The organism is Mesorhizobium oxytropidicola (genome assembly GCF_056174625.1).
On sequence record NZ_CM149692.1, the window covers coordinates 6,370,662 to 6,396,814 of the forward strand.

At 63.1% G+C, this 26,153-nt stretch carries 18 protein-coding genes and 2 pseudogenes; 11 read left to right on the forward strand and 9 right to left on the reverse strand.

Annotation, left to right across the window (positions count from 1 at the left end; translation table 11 throughout):
- Positions 1–19: 19 nt before the first annotated feature.
- On the reverse strand, positions 20–811 hold the full coding sequence (gene ehuA, locus AC0V8S_RS31945) for an ectoine/hydroxyectoine ABC transporter ATP-binding protein EhuA (protein WP_475435513.1): 792 nt from the start codon (positions 809–811) through the stop codon (positions 20–22).
- A 125-nt stretch (positions 812–936) separates the two neighbouring features.
- Positions 937–2,322 (reverse strand): MocR-like ectoine utilization transcription factor EhuR, encoded by a 1,386-nt coding sequence (ehuR, locus tag AC0V8S_RS31950; protein ID WP_183456924.1) that lies wholly within the window; start codon positions 2,320–2,322, stop codon positions 937–939.
- A gap of 83 nt (positions 2,323–2,405) precedes the next feature.
- On the opposite strand from ehuR, the gene AC0V8S_RS31955 reads away from it, so the two are divergent.
- The 6 genes and pseudogenes from AC0V8S_RS31955 (at position 2,406) to AC0V8S_RS31980 (ending at position 10,192) form a co-directional block, all read left to right on the forward strand.
- Positions 2,406–2,897, forward strand: coding sequence for an Lrp/AsnC family transcriptional regulator (locus tag AC0V8S_RS31955; protein WP_183456922.1), 492 nt, complete (start codon positions 2,406–2,408; stop codon positions 2,895–2,897).
- 130 nt (positions 2,898–3,027) lie between these two features.
- A pseudogene (locus tag AC0V8S_RS31960) lies at positions 3,028–4,520 on the forward strand (NAD-dependent succinate-semialdehyde dehydrogenase).
- 31 nt (positions 4,521–4,551) lie between these two features.
- Positions 4,552–5,931: an aminotransferase gene (locus tag AC0V8S_RS31965; protein WP_475435515.1), complete on the forward strand. Its 1,380-nt coding sequence runs from the start codon at positions 4,552–4,554 to the stop codon at positions 5,929–5,931.
- 18 nt (positions 5,932–5,949) lie between these two features.
- Entirely contained in the window at positions 5,950–7,044 is a 1,095-nt protein-coding gene (locus AC0V8S_RS31970) for an alcohol dehydrogenase family protein (protein WP_475435517.1), read from the forward strand.
- A 143-nt stretch (positions 7,045–7,187) separates the two neighbouring features.
- Positions 7,188–8,682, forward strand: a pseudogene (locus AC0V8S_RS31975) (HAL/PAL/TAL family ammonia-lyase).
- A gap of 448 nt (positions 8,683–9,130) precedes the next feature.
- A complete protein-coding gene (locus AC0V8S_RS31980; protein WP_183456915.1) occupies positions 9,131–10,192 on the forward strand; it encodes an alpha/beta hydrolase in 1,062 nt (353 codons plus the stop codon).
- A 22-nt stretch (positions 10,193–10,214) separates the two neighbouring features.
- Here the strand turns inward: AC0V8S_RS31980 and AC0V8S_RS31985 are convergent, their stop codons facing one another.
- Both AC0V8S_RS31985 and AC0V8S_RS31990 read right to left on the reverse strand, forming a co-directional pair.
- Complete coding sequence (locus AC0V8S_RS31985; RefSeq protein WP_475435519.1) at positions 10,215–11,654, reverse strand: NAD(P)-dependent oxidoreductase; 1,440 nt, start codon at positions 11,652–11,654, stop codon at positions 10,215–10,217.
- A 125-nt stretch (positions 11,655–11,779) separates the two neighbouring features.
- Entirely contained in the window at positions 11,780–13,126 is a 1,347-nt protein-coding gene (locus AC0V8S_RS31990) for an NAD(P)/FAD-dependent oxidoreductase (RefSeq protein ID WP_475435521.1), read from the reverse strand.
- 325 nt (positions 13,127–13,451) lie between these two features.
- Between AC0V8S_RS31990 and AC0V8S_RS31995 the strand changes: the two genes are divergently transcribed.
- The 4 genes from AC0V8S_RS31995 (at position 13,452) to AC0V8S_RS32010 (ending at position 18,852) form a co-directional block, all read left to right on the forward strand.
- Positions 13,452–15,335 (forward strand): ABC transporter ATP-binding protein, encoded by a 1,884-nt coding sequence (locus AC0V8S_RS31995; RefSeq protein ID WP_475435523.1) that lies wholly within the window; start codon positions 13,452–13,454, stop codon positions 15,333–15,335.
- Positions 15,335–17,227 carry an ABC transporter ATP-binding protein gene (locus tag AC0V8S_RS32000; protein WP_475435524.1) on the forward strand — a complete coding sequence of 631 codons (1,893 nt, stop codon included), beginning with the start codon at positions 15,335–15,337 and terminating at the stop codon, positions 17,225–17,227. The genes AC0V8S_RS31995 and AC0V8S_RS32000 overlap by 1 nt, the downstream gene beginning before the upstream one ends.
- Before the next feature lie 214 nt (positions 17,228–17,441).
- Positions 17,442–18,494, forward strand: a complete 1,053-nt coding sequence (locus AC0V8S_RS32005) for an HWE histidine kinase domain-containing protein (RefSeq protein ID WP_183456905.1) — start codon at positions 17,442–17,444, stop codon at positions 18,492–18,494.
- Entirely contained in the window at positions 18,487–18,852 is a 366-nt protein-coding gene (locus AC0V8S_RS32010; RefSeq protein WP_183456904.1) for a response regulator, read from the forward strand. The genes AC0V8S_RS32005 and AC0V8S_RS32010 overlap by 8 nt, the downstream gene beginning before the upstream one ends.
- 64 nt (positions 18,853–18,916) lie before the next feature.
- On the opposite strand, the gene AC0V8S_RS32015 is transcribed toward AC0V8S_RS32010, so the two are convergent.
- Positions 18,917–19,777 (reverse strand): alpha/beta fold hydrolase, encoded by an 861-nt coding sequence (locus tag AC0V8S_RS32015; protein WP_475438733.1) that lies wholly within the window; start codon positions 19,775–19,777, stop codon positions 18,917–18,919.
- Between the two features lie 1,330 nt (positions 19,778–21,107).
- A complete protein-coding gene (locus AC0V8S_RS32020; RefSeq protein WP_475435526.1) occupies positions 21,108–22,532 on the reverse strand; it encodes a DHA2 family efflux MFS transporter permease subunit in 1,425 nt (474 codons plus the stop codon).
- A 349-nt stretch (positions 22,533–22,881) separates the two neighbouring features.
- Between AC0V8S_RS32020 and AC0V8S_RS32025 the strand changes: the two genes are divergently transcribed.
- On the forward strand, positions 22,882–23,202 hold the full coding sequence (locus tag AC0V8S_RS32025; protein WP_475435528.1) for a hypothetical protein: 321 nt from the start codon (positions 22,882–22,884) through the stop codon (positions 23,200–23,202).
- A gap of 102 nt (positions 23,203–23,304) precedes the next feature.
- Here AC0V8S_RS32025 and AC0V8S_RS32030 read toward each other — a convergent pair whose 3' ends face one another.
- The 3 genes from AC0V8S_RS32030 to AC0V8S_RS32040 form a co-directional block, all read right to left on the reverse strand.
- A complete protein-coding gene (locus tag AC0V8S_RS32030; protein ID WP_475435530.1) occupies positions 23,305–24,087 on the reverse strand; it encodes an ABC transporter ATP-binding protein in 783 nt (260 codons plus the stop codon).
- A gap of 10 nt (positions 24,088–24,097) precedes the next feature.
- Entirely contained in the window at positions 24,098–24,865 is a 768-nt protein-coding gene (locus AC0V8S_RS32035) for an ABC transporter permease (protein ID WP_179297843.1), read from the reverse strand.
- Positions 24,866–24,989: 124 nt separating this feature from the next.
- Complete coding sequence (locus tag AC0V8S_RS32040) at positions 24,990–25,997, reverse strand: ABC transporter substrate-binding protein (protein ID WP_183465181.1); 1,008 nt, start codon at positions 25,995–25,997, stop codon at positions 24,990–24,992.
- Positions 25,998–26,153 lie beyond the last annotated feature (156 nt).

Consider the following 26,153-nt stretch of genomic DNA (forward strand, 5'->3'; position numbering starts at 1 on the left):
TTCCGCCCCCGCAAAGCGGTCAGACGCGATGTCCGGCCGCGATGATCTTCTTCAGGAAGCCTTGCGTGCGCTCCTGCTTGGGATTGCGGAAAATCTCGTCGGGTTTGCCTTCCTCGACGATCTTGCCGCGATCGAAGAACAGCACCCGGTCGGCGAAGTCGTGGGCGAACCCCATCTCGTGGGTGACCAGCAGCATGGTCATGTCGGTCTCGGCGCAGAGCCGCCATAGGACGTTGAGCACTTCCTCGACCAGTTCCGGGTCGAGCGCCGACGTCACCTCGTCGAACAGCATGATCTTGGGCTGCAGAGCGAGCGCGCGGGCGATAGCGACGCGCTGTTTTTGACCGCCCGACAGCTGCGCCGGCATCGCCTTGGCCTTGTCGGCCATGCCGACCATGTCGAGCAGTTCCATCGCCCGCTTCTCGGCGGCAGCGCGCGGCGTGCCCTTGGTCAGCATCGGCGCCAGCGTCACATTTTCGATGACGCTCTTGTGCGGAAACAGGTTGAACAGCTGGAAGACCATGCCGATCTTCTGCCGCATCCTGGCCAGATGCCGCTCGTCGGCCGGCAGCAGCTGGCCATTGCGCTCCATGTGGTAGAGCTGCTCGCCCTCGATCTGGATGTGGCCGCCATCGATGCGCTCCAGCGTCATCAGGATGCGCAAGATGGTCGTCTTGCCCGAACCGGACGGGCCGATCAGCGCCAGCTTCTCGCGCGGCATGACCTGCATCGACAGGCCGTCGAGCACCTTGAAGCTGCCAAAGCTCTTCGAGATGCCGTCGATCTTGATGATGGGCGCGGTGGCGGACAAATGAATTTCCCCGTGCTGGAGAAGCCTGTGCCCTTAACGATGCGGAACGCGCCAAATCATGTCAATTGGGAAAATAATATCATGACAATTATTCTGATTCCGCACAATTTCGAAGCACAGTTGGCTCAAATCGCCAGCAGCAGGTGCTCCGGATCGCCAAGCAAGAGCTTGGTGACAACGCCGAGGCCGGCGCGCAGTTCCCCCTCGGTGGTCGAACCCAGCGAGATGCGCACCGCCGGATGCCAGGGCGCATCCGAAATGCGGAAGGAGGTGCCCGGCGCGATCGCGACGCCCTGCAGCCGGGCCTGGGCGACAAAGCCCTCCTCGGCACGGTCGTCGGGCAGTTGCAGCCAGACATGCAGCCCGTCGCGCCGGGCGCGATAGTCGATCCCTGCCAACACCTCGGCGGCGATGTCCTGCCGCCGCCGAAGTGCGGCGCGCTGCCAGCGCACGAGCTCCATCGCCGTGCCGTCGGCCACCCATTTGGTGGCGATCTCGGCCACCAGCGGTGTTGCCATCCAGTTGGAGACCAGATGCCGGTTGGCCACTGCCGCGACATAACGGTCGGGCGCGGCGAGGTAGCCGATGCGCAGGCCAGGCACGGTGATCTTGGTGAAGGAGGTGACGTAGAGCGTGCGTTCCGGGGCGAAGGCCGCGACCGGCGGCGGCCGGTCCTCGACCAGCGGCCCCAGCACATCGTTCTCGATGATGGCGATGTCGTGCTTGCGTGCAACGGCAGCGATTTCTTCGCGCCGCCGCGCATCCATCAGCGTTGCCGTGGGGTTGATCACCGAGGGCTGCACGAACACCGCGCGGATGTCTGACAGCCGGCAGGCCTCGTCCAGCGCCTCCGGGATCAGGCCGTTGTCGTCGATCGGCAAGCCTTCGAGGTTGAAGCCGAGATAGCGCGCCAGCGGCACCAGCGTGTGATGGCCGATCGCCTCGGTGGCAACTGTCGAGCCCGGTGGCGCCACGCTCATCAGCGCCACCGTCATGCCGGCGGTGGCGCCGTTGGTCAGGCTGATGTTCTGCGCCGAGGCATCGAGCCCGCACAGTTTCAGCCAGTCGACCGCCACGGCGCGGTGGCGCGGGAACACCATGTTGGGCCGGAAGGACAGCGCCGAACTCGAGGGAAGATTCTCGGCCAGCCAGCCCAGCGCCTGCTTCAGCCGCTCCAGATGCATCGGCTCGCAGACCGGCTTCAGGATGGAGAGGTCGATGACCTCGCCGAGACGCTCGGGCAGATAGGGCGGCTCCGGCTCGCGGCGCTGCGTCTGGACGAAGCTGCCACGGCCGATCTCGCCCGAAATCAGGCCGCGGCGGATCAATTCCTCATAGGCGCGGCTGACCGTCTGCACCGACAGCTTGAGATCGTCGGCCAGCCGGCGATGCGTCGGCAGGCGTGCGCCATTGGCGAGGCGCCCGTCGTGGATGGCGCGCGCGAACTGGTCGGCCAGCGATTGATAGGCTGGCCGCCGGATGAGCGCGGGATCGGGTTGCCACAATGTCATGACTTATTAGAGATCGAAATCAGTGCAATTGACAATCGAAATAATGCGCCCTCATGGTACTGTGGACGAAAAAGTGGGCGCTGATGACTGCTGCGAAACTCGACGCGATCGACCTCAAAATCCTCGACGCCATCCAGCGCGACGGACGCATTACCAAGCTGGCGCTGGCCGAGCAGGTCGGCCTGTCGCCGACCCCATGCTGGATGCGGCTGCGCAAGCTCGAGAAGGCCGGCATCGTTTCGGGTTATCACGCCCGCATCGCCATGCGCGTCGTGGCACCGGTCGCCACTGTGCTGATGGAGGTAACGCTGGCCACCCATCGCCAGGCCGATTTCGACCGCTTCGAGCGCGTCATTCGCGACATTCCCGAGATCGTCGCCTGTTGGTCGGTGGGCGGCGGCGTCGATTATGTGCTGAAGGTGATGGCGCGCGACATCGATGCCTACCAGCGGCTGGTCGACGGCTTGCTTGAGCGCGAGATCGGCATCGACCGCTACTTCACCTACATCGTCATCAAGACGGTGAAGGACGATATCGCGCTGCCCATAGCCGACTTGTTGCCCGCGTCGCCGTAGCGGCGGAGAGATCGTCTGCCCGATCGGTGCAATAGAGAGAAACTCTCTACCAGCGTGCGCCCAAACAGCCTCTCTGTCTGTCCGCGATGGCTAGTCTCCCAGCATCAGACCGAACCGGGAGGCTTCGACCATGTCTGCGCATTTTGCCCGCTCGCATCGCCACGAGGCGCTCGACCGCCTCGCCGACCGCCGGCTGCTGCGCGAACTCGCCTATGTCGACGGGCATTGGACGGCAAGCGAGGCCGCCGAAAGTTTTGAGGTCACCGACCCCGCGACGGGAAGCACGGTCGCCTTCGTCGCCGCGCTGGATGCGCGGCAAACGACGAAAGCGATCGATGCCGCCGCCCGCGCCTTCCCGGCCTGGCGGTCGCTCCTGCCGCAGGAGCGTTCGAAAATTCTGCGAAAATGGTTCGAGCTGATCATCGCCGCGAAGGACGACCTCGCTTTGCTGATGACGCTGGAACAAGGCAAGCCGCTGCAGGAGTCGCTTGGCGAAATCGATTATGCCGCCTCCTTCGTCGAATGGTATGCGGAGGAAGCAAAACGCCTCAATGCCGAAAGCGTCACCAGCCATCTGCCGAACGCGGAAATGATGGTGCGGCGTGAGCCGCTTGGTGTTGTCGGCGTCGTCACGCCGTGGAATTTTCCTCCGCCATGCTGACCCGCAAGGCGGCCGCCGCCCTTGCCGCCGGCTGCACCATCGTCGCGCATCCTTCCTCGGAAACGCCGCTGTCAGCGCTGGCGCTGGCCGAGCTTGGTGAGCGCGCCGGATTGCCGGCCGGTGTCTTCAACATCGTCACCGGCAAGGCCGCGACGATCGTCGGGTGCATGTGCGAGGACCCACGCGTCCGCGCCATGAGTTTTACCGGCTCGACCGAGATCGGCAGGCTGATCGCCGCCCAGAGTGCGCCGACGATGAAACGGCTGGTGATGGAACTCGGTGGCCACGCACCGCTGATCGTGTTCACCGACGCGGATCTCGACAAAGCGGTGGGCATCGCCATCGACGCCAAATTCGCCACGTCGGGCCAGGATTGCCTCGCTGCCAACCGCATCTATGTCCAGCGGCCGCTCTACGATCGCTTCTGCGCCGCCTTCGCCAGGCGGATCGAGGCGCTGCGGATCGGCAATGGGCTCGCCGACACGATTGATATCGGGCCGCTGATGCATGAGCGCGCCGTGGCAAAGGTCGAGGAGCAGGTCGCCGACGCCATCGCTCATGGCGCGCGCTGCCTCGCCGGCGGCAAGCGGCATCCGGCCGGGCCATTGTTCTATCAGCCGACACTGCTGGCTGATGTGCCCGACGACGCGCTGATCATGCGCGAGGAAACCTTTGGGCCGGTCGCGGCCGTGACGCCGTTCGACAGCGAGGACGAAGTGATCGTCCGCGCCAACGCCACCGAATATGGCCTCGTTGCCTATGTCGTGACCGAGAATGGCGCGCGCCAGCAGCGCATGGGCCGCGCGCTCGACTACGGCATGGTCGCCATCAATCGCGTCAAGATCACCGGCGCGCCGATCCCGTTCGGCGGCGTCAAGCAATCCGGCATCGGCCGCGAGGGCTCGCGCCACGGGCTCGAAGCTTTCACCGATCTCAAGTATCTCTGCTTGGACGTCGCATAAGTCCGCCGGCCACATTTCAAGGAGTCAAAAAATGCTCGACCAGTCCAACGAACTCAACGCCTGGGATCGCGACCACTTCTTCCATCCCTCGACGCATATGGGCACGCATGCGCGGGGCGAGAGCCCGACGCGCATCATGGCCGGCGGCGAAGGCGTTACCGTCTGGGACAACAATGGCAGGAAGAGCATCGATGCCTTTGCCGGCCTCTATTGCGTCAATGTCGGCTATGGCCGCCAGAAGATCGCCGATGCCATCGCCGCCCAGGCCAGGAATCTTGCCTACTATCATGCGTATGTCGGCCACGGCACCGAGGCCTCGATCACCCTGGCCAAGATGATCATCGACCGCGCGCCGAAGGGCATGTCGAGGGTTTATTTTGGCCTCTCCGGCTCGGACGCCAACGAAACCAACATCAAGCTGATCTGGTACTACAACAATGTGCTGGGACGGCCGGAGAAGAAGAAGATCATCTCGCGCTGGCGCGGCTATCACGGCTCGGGCGTGATGACCGGATCGCTGACCGGGCTCGACCTGTTCCACAACGCCTTCGACCTGCCGCGCGAGCCGGTGCTGCACACCGAGGCGCCTTATTATTTCCGTCGCGCCGACCGCTCGATGAGCGAGGAGCTGTTTTCGCAGCATTGCGCCGACAAGCTCGAGGAGATGATCCTGGCCGAAGGTCCCGAAACCGTCGCCGCCTTCATCGGCGAGCCGATTCTCGGCACCGGTGGCATCGTGCCCCCGCCGGGCGGTTACTGGGAGAATATCCAGGCGGTGCTGAAGAAGTATGACGTGCTGCTGGTCGCCGACGAGGTGGTGACGGGCTTTGGCCGGCTGGGCACCATGTTCGGCTCCGACCACTACGGCATCAAGCCGGATCTCATCACCATCGCCAAGGGCCTGACCTCGGCGTATGCGCCGCTGTCGGGCGTCATCGTCGCCGACAAGATGTGGCAGGTGCTGGTGCAAGGTTCCGACAAGCTCGGGTCGCTCGGCCATGGCTGGACCTATTCGGCGCATCCGATCTGCGTTGCCGCCGGCGTCGCCAATCTCGAACTGATCGATGAGATGGATCTGGTGACCAATGCCAAGGAAATCGGCGCCTATTTCCGTGCTGAGCTCGCCAAGGCCGTCGGCGGCCATAAAAACGTTGGCGACGTGCGCGGCGACGGCATGTTGGCGGCGGTCGAGTTCGTCGCCGACAAGGACGACCGGGTGTTCTTCGACGCCTCGCAGAAGATCGGTCCGCAAGTGGCGACAGCGCTTGCCGCAAGCGGCGTCATCGGCCGCGCCATGCCGCAGGGCGATATCTTGGGCTTTGCGCCGCCGCTCTGCCTGACGCGCGAGGAAGCCGACATCGTGGTGGCCAAGACCGCCGATGCCGTGAAAAGCGTGTTTGCCAATCTCTGAGATCGACCCGTGAATGCCATGACCAGAATCCTCCCCGCCACCATGGCCGCCGTGCTGCTCACCGGGCACGGCGGGCCGGAAAAACTCGTCTACCGCACCGATGTGAAAGTGCCCTCGCCCGCACCGGGTGAGGTACTGGTCAAGGTCACCGCTTGCGGCATGAACAACACCGATGTCTGGGTGCGCCAGGGTGCCTACGGCACGGAGGAGGATGCTGCCGCCGTGTCGACCTGGCGGAGGCAGGGCAACACGCTTGTTTTCCCGCGCATCCAGGGCACCGACACGGTGGGCACCATCGTTGCCGTCGGCGAAGGCGTTTCGCCGGACCGTGTCGGCGAACGGGTGATGGTCGATTTCTCCATCTACAACCGCGATGACGATTCACTCGCCGACATCGACTATATGGGCCATGGCCGCGACGGCGGTTATGCCGAGTACCAGGCGGTGCCGGCTGAGAATGCGCATGTTGTCGACACGGATATGAGCGATGTCGAACTTGCCACCTTCTGCTGCGCCTATCTCACCGGTGAACAGATGCTGGAACGCGCCGGCTTGAAGGCCGGCGAACGCGTGCTGGTCACCGGCGCTTCGGGCGGCGTTGGCTCCGGCATCGTCCAGCTGGCGCGGGCGCGCGGCGCCATTCCCTATGCCGTTGTCGGCAAGGGCAAGGAACAGGCGGTGATCGACATCGGCGCCGAAGCCGTGATCACCCGCGGCGTCGACGATCTGCCGCAAGCTGTGCACGAGGCGACGGGCGGCCGACCTATCGACGTGGTCGCCGACCTCGTTGGCGGCGCGATCTTCAACGACCTGCTGCGCATCCTGAGGCCCGAAGGCCGCTACACCACTGCGGGGGCGATCGCCGGCCCGGTCGTGCAGCTCGATCTCAGGACCATGTATCTGAAGCAGTTGCAGCTGCATGGCTCGAGCCAGGGCACGCGCGCTGATTTCCGCCGCATCGTCGGCTACATCGAGGCGAAGAAAATCCGACCGCTGGTGGGAGGCGTCTACCGGCTCTCCGATTTTCACCACGCGCAGGCCGATTTCATCACCAAGGATTTTGTCGGCAAGCTGGTGGTGGTGCCCGACGCTGTCGCGGAGCGGTCGGCGTAGTTCCAAAATCCTGACCCCTCGCTTCCGGCTTCTAGCCGCTGCGCCAATGGGAATGGCTTGCAGTCCAACCGACAAGCCGCCACAAACGGTGACGCCCGCCGCGCCGCTGGTCCGGGCCTCTGGTCACAGGATACAGGCGAGACATGACAGCCCGGATGATACTGCTCGACGCCAGGCCATTTGGCGTGGCTGACGTCGCCGAGATCGCACGCCGCAACGCCCGGCTGATGCTGGGCGAGGAAGCGATGCGCCGCATCCGGGCAAGCCGCGCCCTGATCGAGCATCTCACCGGGCTTGGCAAACCGATGTACGGCGTCACCACGGGCCTCGGCGCCTGTGTCGACACGCCGCTGGCGCAGGCCGATCTGATCGCCTTCCAGCAAAGCGTGCCGCTCAGCCACAGCATGGGCATCGGACCGGCGCTGCCGACCGAGGCGGTGCGGGCGATGATGACCGCGCGCATTTCAGGCATGGCCGCCGGCGGCACCGGCACCTCCGAGCGCGTCGTCATGGGCCTGGTGGCGGCGCTCAATGCCGGCGTCCATCCAGTGATCCCCACCTGGGGCTCGATCGGCGCGGCGGACCTTGCCCATCTCGGCCATATGGCAAGGTCGCTGCGCGGCGATGGCGAAGCGGAGTTCCTGGGCAGGATCATGCCCTCCGCCGAGGCGCTTGCGCTCGCCGGGCTCGAACCGCTCGATCTGCGCGAAAAGGACGGCCACGCCATCATCGTCGCCAACAGCCTGTCGACGGGAACCGCGTGCCTGTGCCTCGAAGACGTCGCCCATCTCATCGACTGGGCGCTGGCTGCCGTGGCGCTCAACTACGAGGCGTTCCGCTCTTCGCTCACCGCGATCGACGAGGATGCCCTTGCTGCGCGGCCGGCCTTCGGCCAGCGCGAGATCGGCGCCCGGCTGCGCACGGAGCTGGCGGGAAGCGGCCTGTGGAAGGACAAGGCGGCACGGCGCTTGCAGGATCCGCTCAGCTATCGCTGCGTGCCGCAGGTCTGGGGCGGCCTGCTGAATGCGTTCGAACAGGCAAGGCTGGCGACCGAGATCGAATTGACCCATTCGGCGACAATCCCGTGATCCTGGCCGAGGGTGAACGGTGATTTCCAACGGCAATTTCGACCTCACGGCAATGACGCTCGCCTGGGAACAACTCGGCCAGGCGCTCGCGCATTGCGCCGTCGGCACCGCCAATCGCTGCATGAAGCTGATGTCGCCGACAACAGCCGAACTGCCGCGCTTCCTGTCGGCGAGAGGCGGCAGCCGCCAGGGCTATGCGGAGCTGCAGAAACCCTTGTCAGCGCTGGAAGCCGAAATCCGGCATCTGGCCAACCCGATGTCGCTCAGCCCGCTGGCCGTTTCGGACGGCATCGAGGACCAGTCGTCGATGGCGCCCAGGGTGGTGGCCAAGACCGCCGAGATTGTCGAGCGCATGCGCTATCTCGTGGCGATGGAGCTGATCTTCGCGGCGACCGGCGTGGAGTTGCGCGGTGTCGTCGACAGCATGGGCGAAGGGCCGCAGCGCACCTTCGCCGCCGTCCGCGCGCTCGTCAGCCCGCTCGACGACGACCGCGAGATGAGTACGGACATGACACGGATGGCGCGAATGGTGGCCGGTCCGCGGTACTGAGCGGCGACCGATCCACCAAGCACGGTGTCGCCGGCACCCGGATCTGCCTATTGGTAGAAGTATCGCCCCATTAACGTGAAGCGAACGACGCTGGCGTCCGACCTGACGACTACCGAGGTGGAAGCCACACTGCCCGGCAAGTACACCCAATTGCCTAAATTTCCTTCGTGCGCCGCCACATGCAACGCATACATGCATCAAGACATAAAAAGAAGAGATGTTGCGAAATTGCTTGCCGATAGGATGTGATCATATTAGAAATATCGAATACATTCTTTCCTGAGACAAAATAACAGAACGTACGCCTGCCTGTCGCAAGCACTGCGAAAGTATCCGAAGGGTCAAGGCTGGCAAGTGCGCGTTCCGCAGAAAGAGAGCGTCCCCTGGAGGCCAATGAAGGCCGAGCGTCTGCCTGATCTGGCACCCCTGATCCCGTCTGGAGGAACCCATGGCCAACACCTACAAGGTCCATTTCGTCAGCAATCGAAACCCGATCGTGAACAGTCAGGGTCGGATCACCGGTTTTGGTCCCAATCTCAGCCAGGCTCAAGGCGTCGATGTTCGCTACGGAGAGGTCCAGGTGATGGTCACCGGAGCCCCCAAACAGGGCAAGATCGTGCCTGGCACCTTGCTTGTGTACGACGAGAAGATACTTGTCGAGAAAGGCAAGGCTCAAATTCGCGGAAGCGACCAGATGTTTGCTGCGCTTCATCCGGCATTCGTTTCGGCAAAGACGATCATCTTGTTCGCGCACGGCTTCTTCAACACCTTTTCCGACAGCGTCGAGCGTGCGGCGACGATCCTCAGCTTCTACGGAATAGACGCCGAGATCATCGTTTTCAGCTGGCCGTCCGCGGGCACACTGATCGGCTACCAGCATGACCGGGCAACGTCACGACAGAGCGGTCCCGCGTTTGCACGGGTGATCCGCAGGTTGGCATCGGAACTTGCCGGCCTTTCCCCAACCTCACAGCGTCCAACCGTTCACCTGCTCTGTCACAGTATGGGAAACTATATGCTGCGTTTTGGCGTCCAGGCATTGCTGGCACAGCCGCAAGATACAAAACCCGGTGAGACCCAACCGTCCGTACCGGCGACGCATCTTCCGACCATCTTCAATCAGATCATTCTCGCCGCTGCCGACGAAGACTCCGACGCTTTCGACCGTCAGGACAAATTAAAGGCGCTGCCAGACCTCGGGCGTGGCGTTACCGTCTACTACACCCACAAGGATTGGGTGCTGACCTTCCTGAGTGCCGGAATTGAATTCAACGGCCCCCGGCTCGGCGCCGGAGGACCCGACAATATGGCGACCATCAGCGACAAGGTGAGTGCGGTGGACGTGAGCGACGTCGTTCCAACCGAACTCAACATGAATAGCCATCAATATTATCGGCTCTATACGCCGGTGCGCGACGACGAAGTCGCGGTGCTGGCGGGTCAAGCGCCCGATAAGATCCACAACCGGGCTGCGACGGGCGTTCCACACCGGTACCGGATCGAGCCGTGAGAGCTGGAGTAGCGCCCCGATATTACTGGTAAGGCCCCCTGAGATTCAGCTTCTCGGCCAGAAGGCAGAAGTGATCGATCATCCGGACGAGCTCCTCGCCCTGTTCGGCGACGATCCTGCTGCGCTCGGCAGGCGGCGTGTCCAACAGAGCCTGCCACAGCCGGCCTTGTCGATCGCAGACATCCGCCAGCTCGGAGCATTCGTCGGCGGTCAATTTCAAAAGGTGGTCCGCCGTCACCGGTCCGATGCCGGGGGGCGTCGTCGCGCCAAGGGAGAGATAGCCCGGCGGCACCGTGCCCTTCGCATTCGCCACCGATTTGCGGCAGATGACATCGAACAGCTGGTCGACGGCCTGTTTGGCGCCGGCGACGCGCGAGGGATGATCGGTATCGGCTGCCGCATGCGGCAGAAGTTCGAGTTTGTCGCCATGCTTCTCGACGAGGTCGAGATAGGGCAGCATCGGGCCGGAAAGACGCCCGGTCGAGGCATCGCTGAACAGGTCGGCATCGATGGCGGCGTGGCGCACCTGGCCTGCATCGAGGGCGTCTCCGAGGGCCGCAACGTCGACAAGCTCGCCGCGATCGTAGTTGACCAGCACCGCGCCTTTGTTCATGCGGGACAGGACGTCCGCGCCGATGAGCCCTGCATTGGCGTAGCGGCCGGTTTGCGCATCCTGCTTGCCGAGGCCGACATGGACGCTGAGCACATCGGCACCTTCAGCCGCATCGATGAGGTCTGGCGCAAAGGCAAAGCCCTCGGCTTCAATCCAGTCGCGGTGCCTAGGCCGGGCGTGGATCACCACGCGCATGCCGAAGGCGCGGGCGAGCTTGGCCACCTCGCGGCCGATATTGCCGTAGCCGATTACGGCAAGCGTCTTGCCTTCAAGCTTCTCGGTGGGGAAATCGCGCAGCTCCCTGCCCGTGTCGAAGGCGCCGCGCGCCACCAGCTCGTGAAGCCTGTCGACCGGAAGATCCGGCAGCACGTTCAAAATCGCCTTCATCGCCATCTGCGCCGTGGCGCGGCTGTTGATGCCGGGCGTGTTCATCAGCACGGCGGTGCCGCCCTCGCCGCTGCCTCCACCCCAGGAGCGCGAGCCCATGTTGCCGGTGCCGGCGCCGATACGCACGCCGGCCAACGGAAAGACGGTCTCGGCGGGCAGGAAGGTCGCCGCGGCGATGACGGCGTCATAGCGCCCGTCGCCGGCGGCTTGGATCAGCTCTTCGCTTGTGCTGAGGTCCGGCTGGTAGAAGAAATGCACCCGGCCACGCTCAAGGCCTGCTTTGTCGCCAACTGCTGCGGCGTGGAAGCGGCCGCCCTTGGCTTCGATATGGGCGCGCACTTCGCTCGGATCAGGCTTGCCGTCAGACCCGAAGCGCAGGCCGACCAGATCGCAGATCAGCACGGCGTAGACGCTTTGCGGATCGATCGGCTCCCCGGCCTGTGAGCTGGTATTTGCGGTCACGTCGTTTCCCCCAAAGCAAGAACGGCAGGCCCACAGCAGGGTGTCCTGAACAATCAGAACCTATCCGCCCGGAAGGGCGTCAGATCGATCACCGGCGGCAAACCGGCGGCAAGTTGCGACACGATCTAGAGGCTGGGTCCCAGCTCGATCGGGCTGCCGTCGCTGAACCGGGATTGACGAAATCTGTGAAGATCATGTCCGATCTCGTTTCCCTGGACGAGGTCGGACACGACGCGGCCCATCCCGGGTCCGATGCCGAAGCCGTGACCGCTCATTCCGGTGGCGATGACGAGACCCGGAATTTCGGCGGCACGATCAACGACCGGCACGACATCCGGCATCGCATCGATCATGCCCGCCCAGCTCGCCTTGACCGGCACCGTCTTGAAATGCGGGAAAAGTGCGGTGAATTCGCGGTCGATATCGCGCAGCGCCGAGGTTTTCGGAGCCGGATTGAGGATGCGCATCCGTTCGAACGGGCTTTCCTCGTCCGCGTTCCATCTGCGTGGGGTTGACCAGCCGTCCGGATAGCCTCGCGGCGCGGCCGGCAAATAGTGGGTGCCAAAAGGATTGGCCATCAGGGCCGGAACATATTTGCGCGCGTGACGAAAAGCGTCAGGCCCGACATACAGCTGATTGGAGCCTCCCGATGCCAGCGTATAGCCGCCATCCTGCCTGCGCCGGAATGCGATATGTTCGTCGGCGACGGCACCCGCATGGATTTCGGGCATGGGTCCGGTTGCGGCGACGGTCGCCCTGACGCTGAGTTGCGGGATGGAGACGCCGTGGGCGCTCAGGAACAGCGACGTCCACGCACCACTCGCCACGACAGCGTTCGATGTGGCGATACGGCCCTGCTCGGTCCAGACCCCGCTCACGCGCCCAGCCGATATGTCGAGCATGCGCGCCGCACAATTCTCGATGATCGTGACGCCCTCCCGGGCGGCCAGGCGGGCAAGTGCTGGCACCGCCACCCAGGGCTCGGCGCGCATGTCCGATGGAGTGGTCATCGCGCCCTTGAAAGAGCGCGACATGGCCGGGATCAGCTTGGCTGTTCCGGCTTGATCGAGGAGACGCGTGTCGACGCCGTGCATCTCGGCTACTTCCAAGAACTTCGCGAAGCCGGCCATCTCCTTGTCGGTTCGCGCAAGATAGGTAACGCCGGTCTGCTTCAACCCGATGTCTTCGCCGCATTCCTCGGCCAGTTGACGCCAGAGGCGTTGCGCTTCGATGACAACAGGCAGTTCAGCGGCGTCGCGACCCTGCTGCCGGATCCAGCCCCAGTTCCGCGACGATTGCTCGCCGGCGATGCGGCCCTTTTCCAGCAATGTCACCGAAATGTTGCGTCGCGCCAGGAACAGAGCCGTGGTCACACCGATGACGCCACCGCCGATGACCACAACCTCCGAAGCCTTCGGCAACGGCGCTTGAAACTGGATTGGCATGGCTTCGATGAAGGGAAAGTTTGTCAAATAAGACTGCCCTCTTGGTATTTACGGCGGTGTCGGCCCTCGCTGCCGGATCGGCCGCTTCTGTGGAATGTCGGCGATGCGTGACAGAACTGATAGTCCGTCAAGGCTGGGTCGAGCTGGAGAATCTGCGCGTCAAAGCCATGAAATTGTTTATGCCAGTGGATGTCGCCCCGACGCCATGACATGAATTTTGACGGCAAGGCCACGAACGCCGGCATCGCCTGTCAGGCACAGTGCGATACCGCCATTGGCCCCTTGAAGGGTCAAGTCGGACACGCGTAACATTGGGCCATCAGAACTGAGTCTGCTTCATTCGTCCGGGCTAATGTCCGGATTGGATTGGATATTTTCCTTGCCTACGGATGCAACCAGCGGCGCGGCGAAGCGCAGCAAATCGTTTGCCCATGTGGCGGAAGCCTCCTGGGGCAAGGGGCTCAGCACCTTGCTGCGTATCGTGCGCATGACGCTGCGCCATCCCTGGCAGGTCGCCATCACACTCGTCTCGACCTTCATCGCCGCGACGCTGCAGCTTTTCATTCCGCGCCTGTTGGGACGCGCCATCGACCAGGCGCAAGGCGTGATGGCCGCGAGTGGAGGCACTGCCGCCGAGCGGGCGCTGTGGCACACGGCGCTCACGCTGCTCGTCGTCAGCATCCTGCGCGGTCTCTTCACCATGGCGCAGAACTATTATGGCGAGGCCGTCGGCCATCAAACCGGCTACGAACTGCGTCTGGCCTTCTACGAGAAGATCCAGCGCCTGAGCTTCTCTTACCATGACAAGGTCCATACCGGTGACCTCATCACGCTCGGGCTGCTCGATCTCGACGGCGTGCGCATGTTCTTTGCCACCGGCATCCTGCGCGTTGTCTTGCTCGGCGTGCTGATTGGCGTGGGTGCGTATCTCTTGATCAGCACCGACCTCGTCCTCGGACTGCTCAGCCTGAGTTTTGTGCCTTTCGTCGCCTGGCGCTCCTCGGTGACCCAGCTCAGATTACGCAGCACCTGGCTGACGCTGCAGGAGCGGCTGTCGGTGCTGAGCCGGGTGATGGACGAGAATCTCGGCGGCATCCGCGTCGTGCGCGCCTTCGCGGCGCAGCGCCATGAGCTCAAAAAATTCGACCGCGCCAAGCAGGCTGCGCTGGAGCTGGCCAATGAGCGCGTCGACATCCGCGTCTCCAACACCAGCGCCATGAACTTTTCCTTCCTGGCGGCGATGGGGCTGGTGCTGTGGTTCGGCGGCCAGAAGGTGATATCAGGCCAGATCAGCGTCGGCACGCTGGCGCAGTTCCTCACTTTCATGACCATCTTGCAGATGCCGGTGCGCCAGCTCGGCCTGATGGTCAACTCGTTCGCGCGCGCCTCGACCTGCGGCACGCGGCTGTTCGAACTGCTCGACACCGAACTCGACATCAAGGACGCGCCCGACGCCAGAGATCTCGTGATCACCGAGGGCGTGCTGCGCTTCGACGATGTCGGCTTCCGCTATGCGGGCGCGGGCGACCGTCCGACCCTGTCCGGCATCTCCTTCGAGGCGAGGCCCGGCGAAACGATCGGCATTGTCGGCCCGCCCGGCAGCGGCAAGTCGACGATCGCGCATCTGATCCCGCGCTTCTACGACGTCACCTCGGGCGCGATCACCATCGACGGCCAGGACATCAGCAAGGTCACGCTGCAATCGCTGCGCAAGGCGATCGGCGTCGTGCAGCAGGACGCGTTCCTGTTCACCACCTCGATCGAGAACAACATCGCCTATGGCAATCCCTGGGCGCGCGAGACCCGCATCGGGCAAGCCGCCGAGTATGCCCAGCTGCACAACTACATTATCGGGCTTCCAGCCGGCTACACCACCGTCGTCGGCGAACGCGGCGCCTCGCTTTCCGGCGGCCAGCGGCAGCGCCTGACCATCGCGCGCAGCCTGATGCTGCGGCCATCGGTTCTGGTCTTCGATGATTCCACCGCCGCCATCGACGCCGGCACCGAGCAGCGCATCCGCGCGGCGATGAAGCGCTTCGCCAGAGATCGCGTGACACTGATCATCTCGCATCGGCTGAGTTCGCTGATGCATGCCGACCAGATCCTGTTCGTCGAAGGCGGCCGCATCGTCGAGCGCGGCACGCACGAGGAGCTGCTTGCGCTCGGCGGTCGCTATCGCGCGCTTTACGACCTGCAGCTGCGGCCGGACGACGACCGGCTCGAGGGAGCCGCATGATGTCGACGCAGGACGACGACGAGAAGGAAGACAAAAGCAGGCGGCCGACCAAGGCGGTGGTCGGCTCGCATCGCGACGAGGAAGAGGTTTTCGGCAAGGCCTATGATCCGCGCATCGTCAGGCGCATCTGGAGCTTCGTCAGCCCCTATCAGGGCCGGATCTTCATCTCGGTCGCCGCGGTGCTGGTGTTCACGCTGACGCAGCTGGCGATCCCGCTGGTCATCCGCTACGCCATCGACCACGGCATGGCGCCGGGCAGGCTCGACCGTTCGGTGATGATCTGGGCAACCGGCACCTTCGCGGTGATTATCCTGATCAACTATGCCGCCAGCCATGTGCAGGAAAGTGTCGTCGGCAAGGTGGCCGAGAACGTGCTCTCGGATCTGCGCCGCGCCATGTTCAGCCATCTGCAGCGCGTGTCCCTGAGCTTCATGGACAAGACCGAGGTCGGCCGGCTGATGTCGCGCCTGCAGGGCGACGTCAATTCGATGCAGGAATTCCTTGAGACGTCCGTCATGTCGGTGGGCGACATCGTGCTGCTGTTCGGCATCGTTACCGTGCTTTTGTGGCTCGATTTCCGGCTCGGTCTGCTGACGCTGTCGACCATGCCGATGCTGTTCATCGTGCGGCTGTTCTGGCTGCCGCGCGCCAAGGTCGCCTTCATGGCCGCGCACGAGACCAATTCGATCGCCAACGGGGCGCTGGCCGAAGGCATCCATGGCGTGCGCACCGTGCAGAGCCTCGAGCGCCAGCACGTCAATTTCGACCTCTATGACGAGAAGGTGCTCGCCAACCTCAACGCCCATCTGCGGTCGGCCAGATATGCCCAGCTGATGGTGCCGATCGTCGACACGCTGACCGGCATCGCCATGGCGACGGTCATCGTCGTCGGCGGCTCGATGGTGCTGTCGCACAGCCTCGACGTCGGCGTCATGGTGGCGTTCCTGTTCTACATCCAGCGCTTCTTCGACCCGATCCGCTCGCTCACCATGCAGTACAGTGTCATGCAGCGCGCCATGGCTTCGGGCCAGCGCATCTCCGAAGTGCTCGACGTGCCGGTGGATGTCAGCGACAAGGACAATGCGGTGGCGCTGTCGCGCGACATGGACGGCTCGGTCGAGTTTCGGAACGTCACCTTCGGCTACCGGCCGAACCAGCCGGTGCTGAAGAACATCTCGTTTCGCGTCAATCCGGGCGAGACGGTCGCGCTCGTCGGCCCGACCGGGTCGGGCAAGTCGAGTTCGATGGCGCTGGTGCACCGCTTCTACGATGTCTGGTCGGGTAAGGTCCTGGTCGGCGGCCATGATGTGCGCGACCTGACGCAGGATTCGCTGGGCGATCAGGTGGCCATGGTGCTGCAGGAGCCGTTCCTGTTCTCCGGCACGGTGCTGGAAAACATCCGCTACCACAAGACATCAGCCAGCCGCGACGAAGTGGTGCGCGCGGCACAAGCCGTCGGTGCGCACGACTTCATTGAGCAGCTGGCCGATGGCTACGACACCGAACTCGAGCAACGCGGCGGCAACCTCTCGCTCGGCCAGCGCCAGCTTATCAGTTTTGCGCGCGCGCTGGTGGCCGACGCCAAGATCCTCGTGCTCGACGAGGCCACCGCCAGCATCGATTCCTACACCGAGATGCTGATCCAGAAGGCGCTGATCAAACTGCTGGAGGGCCGCACCGGACTGGTCATCGCCCATCGGCTGGCCACCATACGCGGCGCCGACCGCATCATCGTGCTGCAGAATGGCGAGATTGTCGAAAGCGGCAACCACCAACAGCTGATGCAGAGGAAAGGCCTCTACGCCCGCCTCTACAATATGAACTACGCTTCGTTCGACGACATTTCGCAGGAAGAGATGGGAATGGACGCGGCGGTCGGCAAAGCGACGTGAATGGTGCCGTTCCAGCGAAGATCAGCGTATCGGCTGACAATTCAGCGGGGCGCGGAATGACTCGCTAACTGACTGTCGGAAGCGTACAAAGCAGGTGTCGCCAGCCTGTGAGTGGGCGCTGGCGATTGAAAGAGTCGATCACGCTTTCGCCCCTTAATCACGGGAGATGCGCGATGGCGGTCAACGGCATAGTGGACGCCGACCGGTTGACGACATGTCCAGCGTAGTCGCCAAGTCCGAAGAGCAGCAGGAGGCCGAAGCCGAAGTCGCGGGCTTTCACGACGAGCTTGGCCCATTCGTTGTTGCCGCCGAGACAACACGAATGGCCATGGTTTTTGCCGATGCGAAAGAACCCGGCAACCCCATCATTTTTGCCAATGACGCCTTCCTCGCGCTGACCGGATACGCCAGGGAAGAGGTCCTGGGTCAGCCCTTCAATTTCCTGATGGCGGACAGCACCGACGCCAGGGCGCTGAAACGTATCAAGGCGGAGTTCGAAGCCAATGCGGAGGCGGGCACGGAAATCCTCTACAGGCGTAAGGATGGCAGTGAATTCTGGGCGAGTCTTTTCGCCAATCCTGTCCAGGACAAGAGCGGCGCCATCGTTCAGTATTTCGCCTCCTTCGTCGATCTGACCAAACACAAGGAGGAGCAGGCACAATCCAAAATGCTCATCGACGAACTGAACCATCGCGTGAAGAACACGCTGGCAACGGTGCAGTCGATCGTCTGGCAGGCATCGCGAGCCAATTCCGATCCACGGGCGATCCGCGAAGCCGTCGAGTCCCGGCTGTTTGCGCTCTCCCGGTCGCACAATTTGCTGACCCGTGAAAATTGGCACAGCGCCGGGCTGCTCGATGTGCTTCACGATGCCCTGGAACCGTTCGACGTCACCGACGGGCGGGCGGAACGTCTGGCGATATCAGGCGAGAACATCCGCCTTTCGACAAGAGCGGCACTGGCGCTCGGCATCGCCTTCAACGAACTCGCGACCAACGCGGTGAAATATGGTGCGTTTTCCAATGACAAAGGCTCGATCCGGATCGACTGGACGATCGAGCCGGCGCCGGATGACCGTCGATTGATCCTTTGCTGGCGGGAGAAGGATGGACCGCCGGTTACGCCACCGTCGCGACAGGGGTTCGGTTCGCGCGTGATCGAGCGCGGCCTCACCCACGAACTCGAAGGCACTGTGCAGCTTGACTATCGCCCGGACGGGTTGATCTGCACGATGAACATTCCGGTACCGGGAATTCACGATGGATAAACTGCTTTCCGGCCGGCGCATGCTCGTTGTCGAGGATGAAATTCTGGTCCTGATGATGATTGAGGACATGCTGGGCGATCTTGGATGCCAATCGGTGACCTCAGCCGCTACGATCGAAAAGGCGATCGCCCTGATCGAAGCGCAGACTTTCGATGCCGCAATGCTGGACATGAATCTCGACGGCGACGACAGCAATACCGTGGCCGATGCGCTTGCGGAGCGCGGTGTGCCGTTCATCTACTCGACGGGTAACAGTGGTCGCGATATGCGCGATGGTTTCAGCAATCGTGCCGTCCTTCGCAAACCGTTCAGCTTTGACGAACTGAACACCACACTCGAACGCCTGCTTTCCAGCTGACCGAGGGAAACAAGAACTCCTTTGTGTGGCCGGCTGACGTCGCGCCTCACCTCAGACGTCGAGACTAGATGGTACGCAAGAATGCCAAGATTTCTGCCGCGAGCACCTGTGGTGCTTCCTCGGCCATATGGTGTCCGCAGGCGATGCCTTTTCCCCGCAGGCTTGTCGTCCACGGACGCCATACGCCGAGAACGTCGCCATAAAGCCGTTCCAAATCATCGCGCATCGACCACAGAACCATGGTGGGACATTGGACCCGTCGGCCCGCCGTTCGGTCATCCGCGTCATGCAGATGGTCGATTGAGAGCCCGGCCCTATAGTCCTCGACCATCCCATGGATGACACGAGGGTCGAAAATCGCCGCCCTGTAGTCCGCAAATGCCTCCGCGCCCATCTGATCAGCGGAGCCGCCATACCAGGCTTCGGGGTCGGCCATGATCGCCTGTTCCGGCTTGTCGGGCTGGGCAAAGAAGAACCAATGCCACCAATCTGTGGCAAAGCGGGCGTCACATCGCTCGAGGGCTTCAAGGATGGGAACACCGTCCAGAATGATGAGATGCGTCACCGCGGACGGATGATCCATCGCTGTCCGGAAAGCGGTGTAGCTTCCGCGATCGTGCCCGGCGACGGCAAACCGGTCAAAGCCGAGAAGGCGCATGAGCGCGACACAGTCTTTTGCCTTGGCGCGCTTGGATGATCCTGCATGATCGTGTGTGTCCTCGGGGATCGAAGACTGCCCGAAACCGCGAAGGTCAGGACAAACAACCGTATGGCTTTCGGCGAGAAGCGGCGCAACGCGATGCCAGGTGGCATGTGTACGTGGGTGGCCATGCAGAAGCAGGACCGGTGGTCCTGAACCGCCGTGCCTCACCCGAAGCGACGCCTCGGGCAGCTGGACTGTCTCAAGTCGAAAACCTTCGAACATCAAGCTTAAACCTTGCCCTGTAGTTGGAGGTTCCACTTCTGATCGGAACCTTCGCCTGTCGTCGAAGGTTGATGTACCAGATTGGGCGGGCGGAAGAGGCCGAAGCCGAGCCATCCGTCATGCGAGGCACAAATGGCCCACACCAACGGGGGCATACCCCAAGACGAGCCTTATGGAGCAATCCACTTTGCAGAGAAGCACGGTCTCACGCTGAGAGACGCCAAGTTCATCATTGCCGCGAATGGACCATCGCGCAGGACGTGTGATGCGGCAGCTGCTGCATTCGTGCGGAATAAAGCCGCGAGGTTCAGGAAGTGGCTTCGCTGATTGTGCCAAGACCGATGCATCGGCTTTGGTAGTCTGCGTTCAGAACTCAGCTATTCCTTCGGTATCGAAGACACAGATGCTGGCTGACGCTCATACAGGGCGATGAGCCTGTCAGGGCCAAGTTCAGATCCTGGGCGGCAATGTCGCACCTGACACGTGAAGGGCCGAAGTCCTTGGTGATCCGCCGTGCCTGGGCCTGCGTGATCCCGTGCTTCCTGGCGAAATAGGCTGTTTCGTAGGGTTTTTGCACAGCCGGTTAGCGCCATCTTTTCTTGTTGTCGACCGGTAGAGGACGAACAGCCCCGGGCGAAAACGTGTATGTGGCAAAGGGATCGGGCTTGTGAGCGGGATGCCCATATCCAAATCGACCGCCGAAATCTCCTTCAGCATCCTGGTATTGGGATGGCAATTCGGGCGACGTGCGCACTGCATCGGTGTGGTCGCGATCTTCCGTTGTGAGCGGGCCAGGTCTTTTCATGCAGCTAAAGAAATCGTCAGGCCAGTTGGTTCCTTGGTGGACCCGGACATGGTTTCCGAAACCTTTCCAGCCGCGATGCGAGGCCAGCGGTTCGTTGGGCGGCGGTTCATGCCTTGCGTCCATTGGAACAAGAATGCCGTGCGGAACGTTGGTGGATGTCAAAGTAACAGGAACAATCATGCCCTACAGGGCAAGAGCGGTGAACGGCCAACTCGGCTGGGCGCGCTCAGGAGGCGCATATGGATATCACCACAATCCTGGTCATAGTTCTTATTGTTATCGTGCTGGGCGGCGGCGGATTTTACGGTCGCGGACGCTGGTACTAAGGTTCCGTAAGTGGAACATTGGGACGTTATCCAATCGGTCCGAGCGGACGCGATAAACCCGCGTCCGATGTACTGATCCGCAATCTCCCACGCGGGCGAGGACGGCGCCTTGGTGCCGTCCGGAGGAACCTCCTTGCATTGCAGGCCTCGCGCCCCCGGCCGCGACATGTTCAACGCCGACACAGCCTTCCCGAGAGACCTAATTGCGCATTCCCCTGATGTGGCCGCTGACCTGCGCGCCGTCCTCGGCGCGCAGGTACCGAAATCCGGGAATGGAGATCAGCGGGATGATCGCGGTCAGCAGGAATACTTGGTGAAAGCGTTCCGGCGTGAGCACGTGGGTCTCCCCTGCGATCAGGCCCAGCAGCATGGCGGCGATCGAGACGCCGAGCGAAACGCTGAGCTGCTGCAGCACGCCGCCGAGGCTGGTGGCACGGCTGAGCTTGTCCGCCGGCAAGTCGGCGTAGGACAAAGTGTTGGAGGTCATGAACTGCGCCGAGCGGACGATGCCGAACAGGAAGACATAGACGCCGATCATCCAATGCGGCGTATCCGCGTTCATCAGGGCGAAACCGCCGACGGTGGCGGAGCCGACAACCGCGCTGCCGATCAGCGCGACACGGAAGCCGAAGCGCCGCAGCAGCGGCGACAGCAGCGGCCGCATGAGCAAGGCGCCGAAGCTGCCGACGAATGTCAGCGACCCCGAAGTGACCGGGCTCATACCGAAGCCGAGCTGCAGCATCAGTGGCACGAGGAAAGGTACGCCGTTGAGGCCGACGCGGCACAGCCCACCTGCCAGCGTGCCGACCCAGAAAGAGCGAAACCGAAACAGCGTCAGGTCGACGGCCGGCGCCGCGACGCGGCGCGCATAGCGCCCGAAGGCGAGCAGCAGCAGGACGGAAGCGGCCAGCACCAGCACCGTTGCTGAAACGGGAATGATCGGCCGGCCGATGCTTTCCAGTCCGAATTGTAAGAGCGCCACGCCGCACCCCACCATCAGGAACCCGGCGAAGTCGAAGCGCTGCACGGCTTCCTCGTGGAAATCGTCGACGAAACGCAGCGCCGCCAGAATGCCGAAGCAGCCGAACGGCACGTTGACGTAGAATATCCAACGCCACGATGCGTAAGTGGTGAGCAGGCCGCCGAGCAGCGGGCCAATGACCGGTCCCATGATGGCCGGCAAGGTCATGTAGGTCATGGCGGTGATCAGCCCGCTGCGCGGAAAGCTGCGCAGCAGGATCAGTCGCCCGACCGGCGTCATCATGGCGCCGCCCAGCCCCTGCAGGGCGCGCATGGCCAGCAGCATGCCGAAACTGTTGGCCACGCCACATAGCGCCGAGCCGAGCGTGAAGGTGAACAGCGCCAGCGCGAACACTTTTCGCGCGCCGAATCTGTCAGCGAACCAGCCGCTGACGGGAATAAACACGGCGAGCGTCAGGATGTAAGTGGTGATTGCAAGGTTCAGCCGGACCGGCGTGGTGTCCAGGCTGTGGGCGATGGCCGGGATCGCGGTGGTGATGATGGTGGAATCGAGCTGCTCCATCAGAAAGGCGATGGCGACGATGATCGGGATGATCAACCTCAGCCTCGGATCGCGCTCGGTGGCAAATTGAGGCTGTTCCAATGCTACGGCCAATTCCGTCATGCGGGCGGCTTATGTTCTCTAGCCAAAGTGGCGCATCCGGTTCAAAGGCAAGATTGCCCAACGTGCCAGCCAGCGGGGGCCTGACCGCACGGGCGTCTTATGGTCCGACAAATAGGTCGGGGGTAGTCCTTTCCAGCCTGCCGGAAGTCAACAAATCTTGACCGGTGCCGTGAATTGACGGGGCACCAGCTAGACCAGAGACGCCATCCGACATCGCCCAAAGACGCCGCACAGTTCAGCGGGCACCCGTCCCGATTTCGTGAAGGAACGTGTCCGGCGAGGGACGGCTTTCCTTCCCATATCTCTGGAACGGAAAGGAGACATTCCCATGAAAAGGCAACTCGTATTCATCAGCTCCATCCTGCTGACCCTGGCCACCAGCGCGATCCCGTTTGCGACCGTCGCCGATGCCGCCATCGTCAAGCATCACTATGTCCACCTCACAGCCGCCCATGGCGGCCACGCGAGTGGCGGGCATGGAGGCCACGGCGGCTGGGTTGGCGGCGGCTGGACCGCCGACAATTCGACCGGCGGCAATGGCTGGATGGACAGCGACTACAATGGCTACGGCAGTTACCATGGCTATGTCGGCGACTTCTGCGGAACCATCGCCTGGACGCTCGACCTCTGCGGTCCTCACGGCCCCTGATTGCTGACTACGCCGCCGGCCCGCACAGGACAGCCGGCCCGGATGTTCCGGGACGGCTGCCTCGTCATTCCGCGCAATGCAGGAGGAGGCCCCGCTCGGATGCTACGCCATTTCGGGGCGTCTTGACGCTTCGCGGATCGCCTTGTGCACGCCGCGCTGCAAATCCATGAAGGCCGGCGTTTCCATCACCTCTTCCCGGCGCGGCCGCTCGATGTCTACATTGAAGGTCTGCATGATGCGTCCGGGGCCGATCCCCATGACGACGATGCGGTCCGACAGATAGACCGCCTCCTCCACATCATGCGTGACGAACAGCACGGTCAGCCTGTGCTCCTCCCAGATCTGGGTCAGCAGTTCCTGCATCTGGTGCCGGGTCAAGGCATCGAGTGCGCCGAACGGCTCGTCCATCAGTAGCATCTTGGGCCGATAGGACAGCGCACGCGCAATGGCGACGCGCTGCTTCATGCCGCCCGACAATTCGGACGGAAAACGGTCGGCGCTCTGCGACAGCTTGACGAGATCGAGATGCTCGAGCGCGATCTCACGGCAGGCCGTGCGATCGTAACCGGCGGCCTTGAGCGCGAATTCTATATTCTGCCGCGCCGTCAGCCAGGGAAGCAGCGTGTAGGACTGGAAGACGACGCCACGGTCGAGACCCGGCTGCAGGATCGGCGCGCCATCGATGCTGAGATCGCCAGCGTCGAAATCCTGCAGTCCGGCGACGATCGACAAGAGCGTGCTCTTGCCGCAGCCCGACGTGCCTACGAGCGAGACGAACTCATTGTCGGCAAGATCGAGGTTGATGTCGCGCAGCACTTGCGTGCGCCGCTCGCCCGTGCCGAAGCTCTTGTCGAGACCGGCGATGCGCAGTTTGGGAACAGTCATCGGCGGTTCCTCATTGCGAGTGGCCATCCTGCCGGAACAGCACCTTTTCCAATGCCTTCATGACCTGGTCGGTGATGAGACCGAGCACGCCAAGCAGCAGGATGTAGCCGATGATGGTGTTCGTCTGGAAATAGCGCTGCGAAACGGTGATGCGATAGCCCAAGCCCGACGTCGCCGCGACAAGTTCGGCCAGCACCAGCCAGGTCCATGCCCAGCCCAGGCTGATGCGCAGCGTGTCCCAGATGCCCGGCAGAGCGCTGGGCACGACGATGCGCGTCAGGATCTTGCGGTCCGGCAGGCCGAGCGTACGGCCAAGGCCGATGAAATCGGCAGGAACCCGTTTCACATTGTCCATGATCATCAGCACCTGCTGGAAGAAAGTGCCGATGAAGATGATCAGGAATTTCTGCGTATCGCCGGTGCCGGCCCACAGGATGGAGAGCGGCACAAAAGCGACGACCGGCATGTAGCGGATGAAATCGACCAGCGGCTCGATGGCCGCTTCCCAGGAGCGGAAACTGCCGATCAGCACGCCGATCGGGATCGACAGGGCCGAGGCGATGAGGAAGCCGATGGAAATGCGATACGCCGAGGCGCTGAGGTCCACCCACAACGTGCCGTCAGTGGCGAGCTTGGCGATCTGGGTCGCGACGCTGCCGGGCGATGGCAGGAAAATGGGCTTTACCCATTCCAGCCCGGTCGCCGCCCACCAGGCAAGGCCAAGCCCGACAAAGACGGTCACCGCGATCATCAGGAAACGCGACCGGGCGATCGGCACGCCGATCCCAGAGGATCGGCGCCGCCTGGCCTGTTTCGTGACCGGCCCTGATGAGGGAAGAGCCAGACCCGTTTTCGCGGGGGGTTTCGCGGACATCTGCGCTACCACCGCGATCCGGCCTTTGTCATTGCGCCGCCTTGACGAAGGACGGGTCGATCATCTGTTCCGGCGTCACGTCGGCCTGCAGCAGCTTGGCGTTCTTGGCGGCCGCCTCGACATCGGCGAAGGTCTTGGTGGTGAAATCGCCGGTGAGCGCCGTCTTGTTTTCGGCCAAGGAGTAGTAGCGCACGCCATCGAAAGCGGTGTTCAGGTCCTTGACGTCGGAACCGACCGCCTTGGCGATAATTGCGCGGCCGCCGGGTGTATCTGAAGTGTAGTCCTTGAGCGCGGCGTCCCAGCTCTTGATCATGGCCAGAACCTGGCCGGGCCGCGACTTGATCACCTCGTCACGCACCACCAGCACGTCGCTGATCAGGCCGGGATCCTCGCCGGCGGTGAACAGCAGCTTGACGTCCTTGTTCTGCGCCATGGCGACGGTGAGGTATGGTTCGTAGGTGACAGCGACCGGCACCTGACCCGCGATCAGCGCGCCGCCGGCGTCGGACGCCGGCATCGGAACGGCTTTCACATCGTCGATCGACATGCCATTCTTGGCGAGCGCGTATTTGAGCAAGATGTCGCTCGTCGTGCCTTCCTCGAAAGCGACCTGCTTGCCCTTGAGGTCCTTAATGGAGGTGACGTCCTTGCCGGCGATGATGGCATCGGCCGTCATCGAGACATCGAGCAGCAGCACGATCTTCACCGGCAGGCCGGCGGCAACCATGCCCATCGCCGTGTGGGTGGCGATGTTGGCGGCGTCGAGCTGGCCGCTGGCCAGTGCGGCGTTGATGTCCTTGTCCTCGGCGAAGTTGACGATCTGGACGTCCGACAGGCCGTTTGTCTTGAACAGGCCCTTGGCGTCGGCGACGTGCCACTGGCCGTAGCCAAGCCAGGGCTCGATGCCGATCTTGAACGATCCGGCCTCGGGCGTCGTGGGAATGGCCGCATCGGCCGCGTGGGCCGCTGGCGCGGCGGCGAGCCCGATGGCGGCGGCCATCATGAGCGCGCGAAATTGTCCTGCTAGGTTACGCATCATCTAGTTCCCCTTGATGATCAGACCGCTTTTTACCCAGGCATCCGGTCTGGTGAGACTGTGGGTTTCTGCTCTCGCGGCACTGTGCCTCGGCATCTTAACCACCACTTCATGGTGAAGTGCCGGGATATTTCAGCGTCAGCGGCAGCGGATGTC

Bases quoted from the DNA above. Each gene is read 5' to 3' on its own strand.
- ehuR (WP_183456924.1), bottom strand. From the start codon at position 2,322: ATGACATTGTGGCAACCCGATCCCGCGCTCATCCGGCGGCCAGCCTAT.
- AC0V8S_RS31955 (WP_183456922.1), top strand. From the start codon at position 2,406: ATGACTGCTGCGAAACTCGACGCGATCGACCTCAAAATCCTCGACGCC.
- AC0V8S_RS31965 (WP_475435515.1), top strand. From the start codon at position 4,552: ATGCTCGACCAGTCCAACGAACTCAACGCCTGGGATCGCGACCACTTC.
- AC0V8S_RS31970 (WP_475435517.1), top strand. From the start codon at position 5,950: ATGACCAGAATCCTCCCCGCCACCATGGCCGCCGTGCTGCTCACCGGG.
- AC0V8S_RS31980 (WP_183456915.1), top strand. From the start codon at position 9,131: ATGGCCAACACCTACAAGGTCCATTTCGTCAGCAATCGAAACCCGATC.
- AC0V8S_RS31995 (WP_475435523.1), top strand. From the start codon at position 13,452: ATGTCCGGATTGGATTGGATATTTTCCTTGCCTACGGATGCAACCAGC.
- AC0V8S_RS32000 (WP_475435524.1), top strand. From the start codon at position 15,335: ATGTCGACGCAGGACGACGACGAGAAGGAAGACAAAAGCAGGCGGCCG.
- AC0V8S_RS32005 (WP_183456905.1), top strand. From the start codon at position 17,442: ATGTCCAGCGTAGTCGCCAAGTCCGAAGAGCAGCAGGAGGCCGAAGCC.
- AC0V8S_RS32010 (WP_183456904.1), top strand. From the start codon at position 18,487: ATGGATAAACTGCTTTCCGGCCGGCGCATGCTCGTTGTCGAGGATGAA.
- AC0V8S_RS32015 (WP_475438733.1), bottom strand. From the start codon at position 19,777: ATGTTCGAAGGTTTTCGACTTGAGACAGTCCAGCTGCCCGAGGCGTCG.
- AC0V8S_RS32025 (WP_475435528.1), top strand. From the start codon at position 22,882: ATGAAAAGGCAACTCGTATTCATCAGCTCCATCCTGCTGACCCTGGCC.
- AC0V8S_RS32030 (WP_475435530.1), bottom strand. From the start codon at position 24,087: ATGACTGTTCCCAAACTGCGCATCGCCGGTCTCGACAAGAGCTTCGGC.
- AC0V8S_RS32040 (WP_183465181.1), bottom strand. From the start codon at position 25,997: ATGCGTAACCTAGCAGGACAATTTCGCGCGCTCATGATGGCCGCCGCC.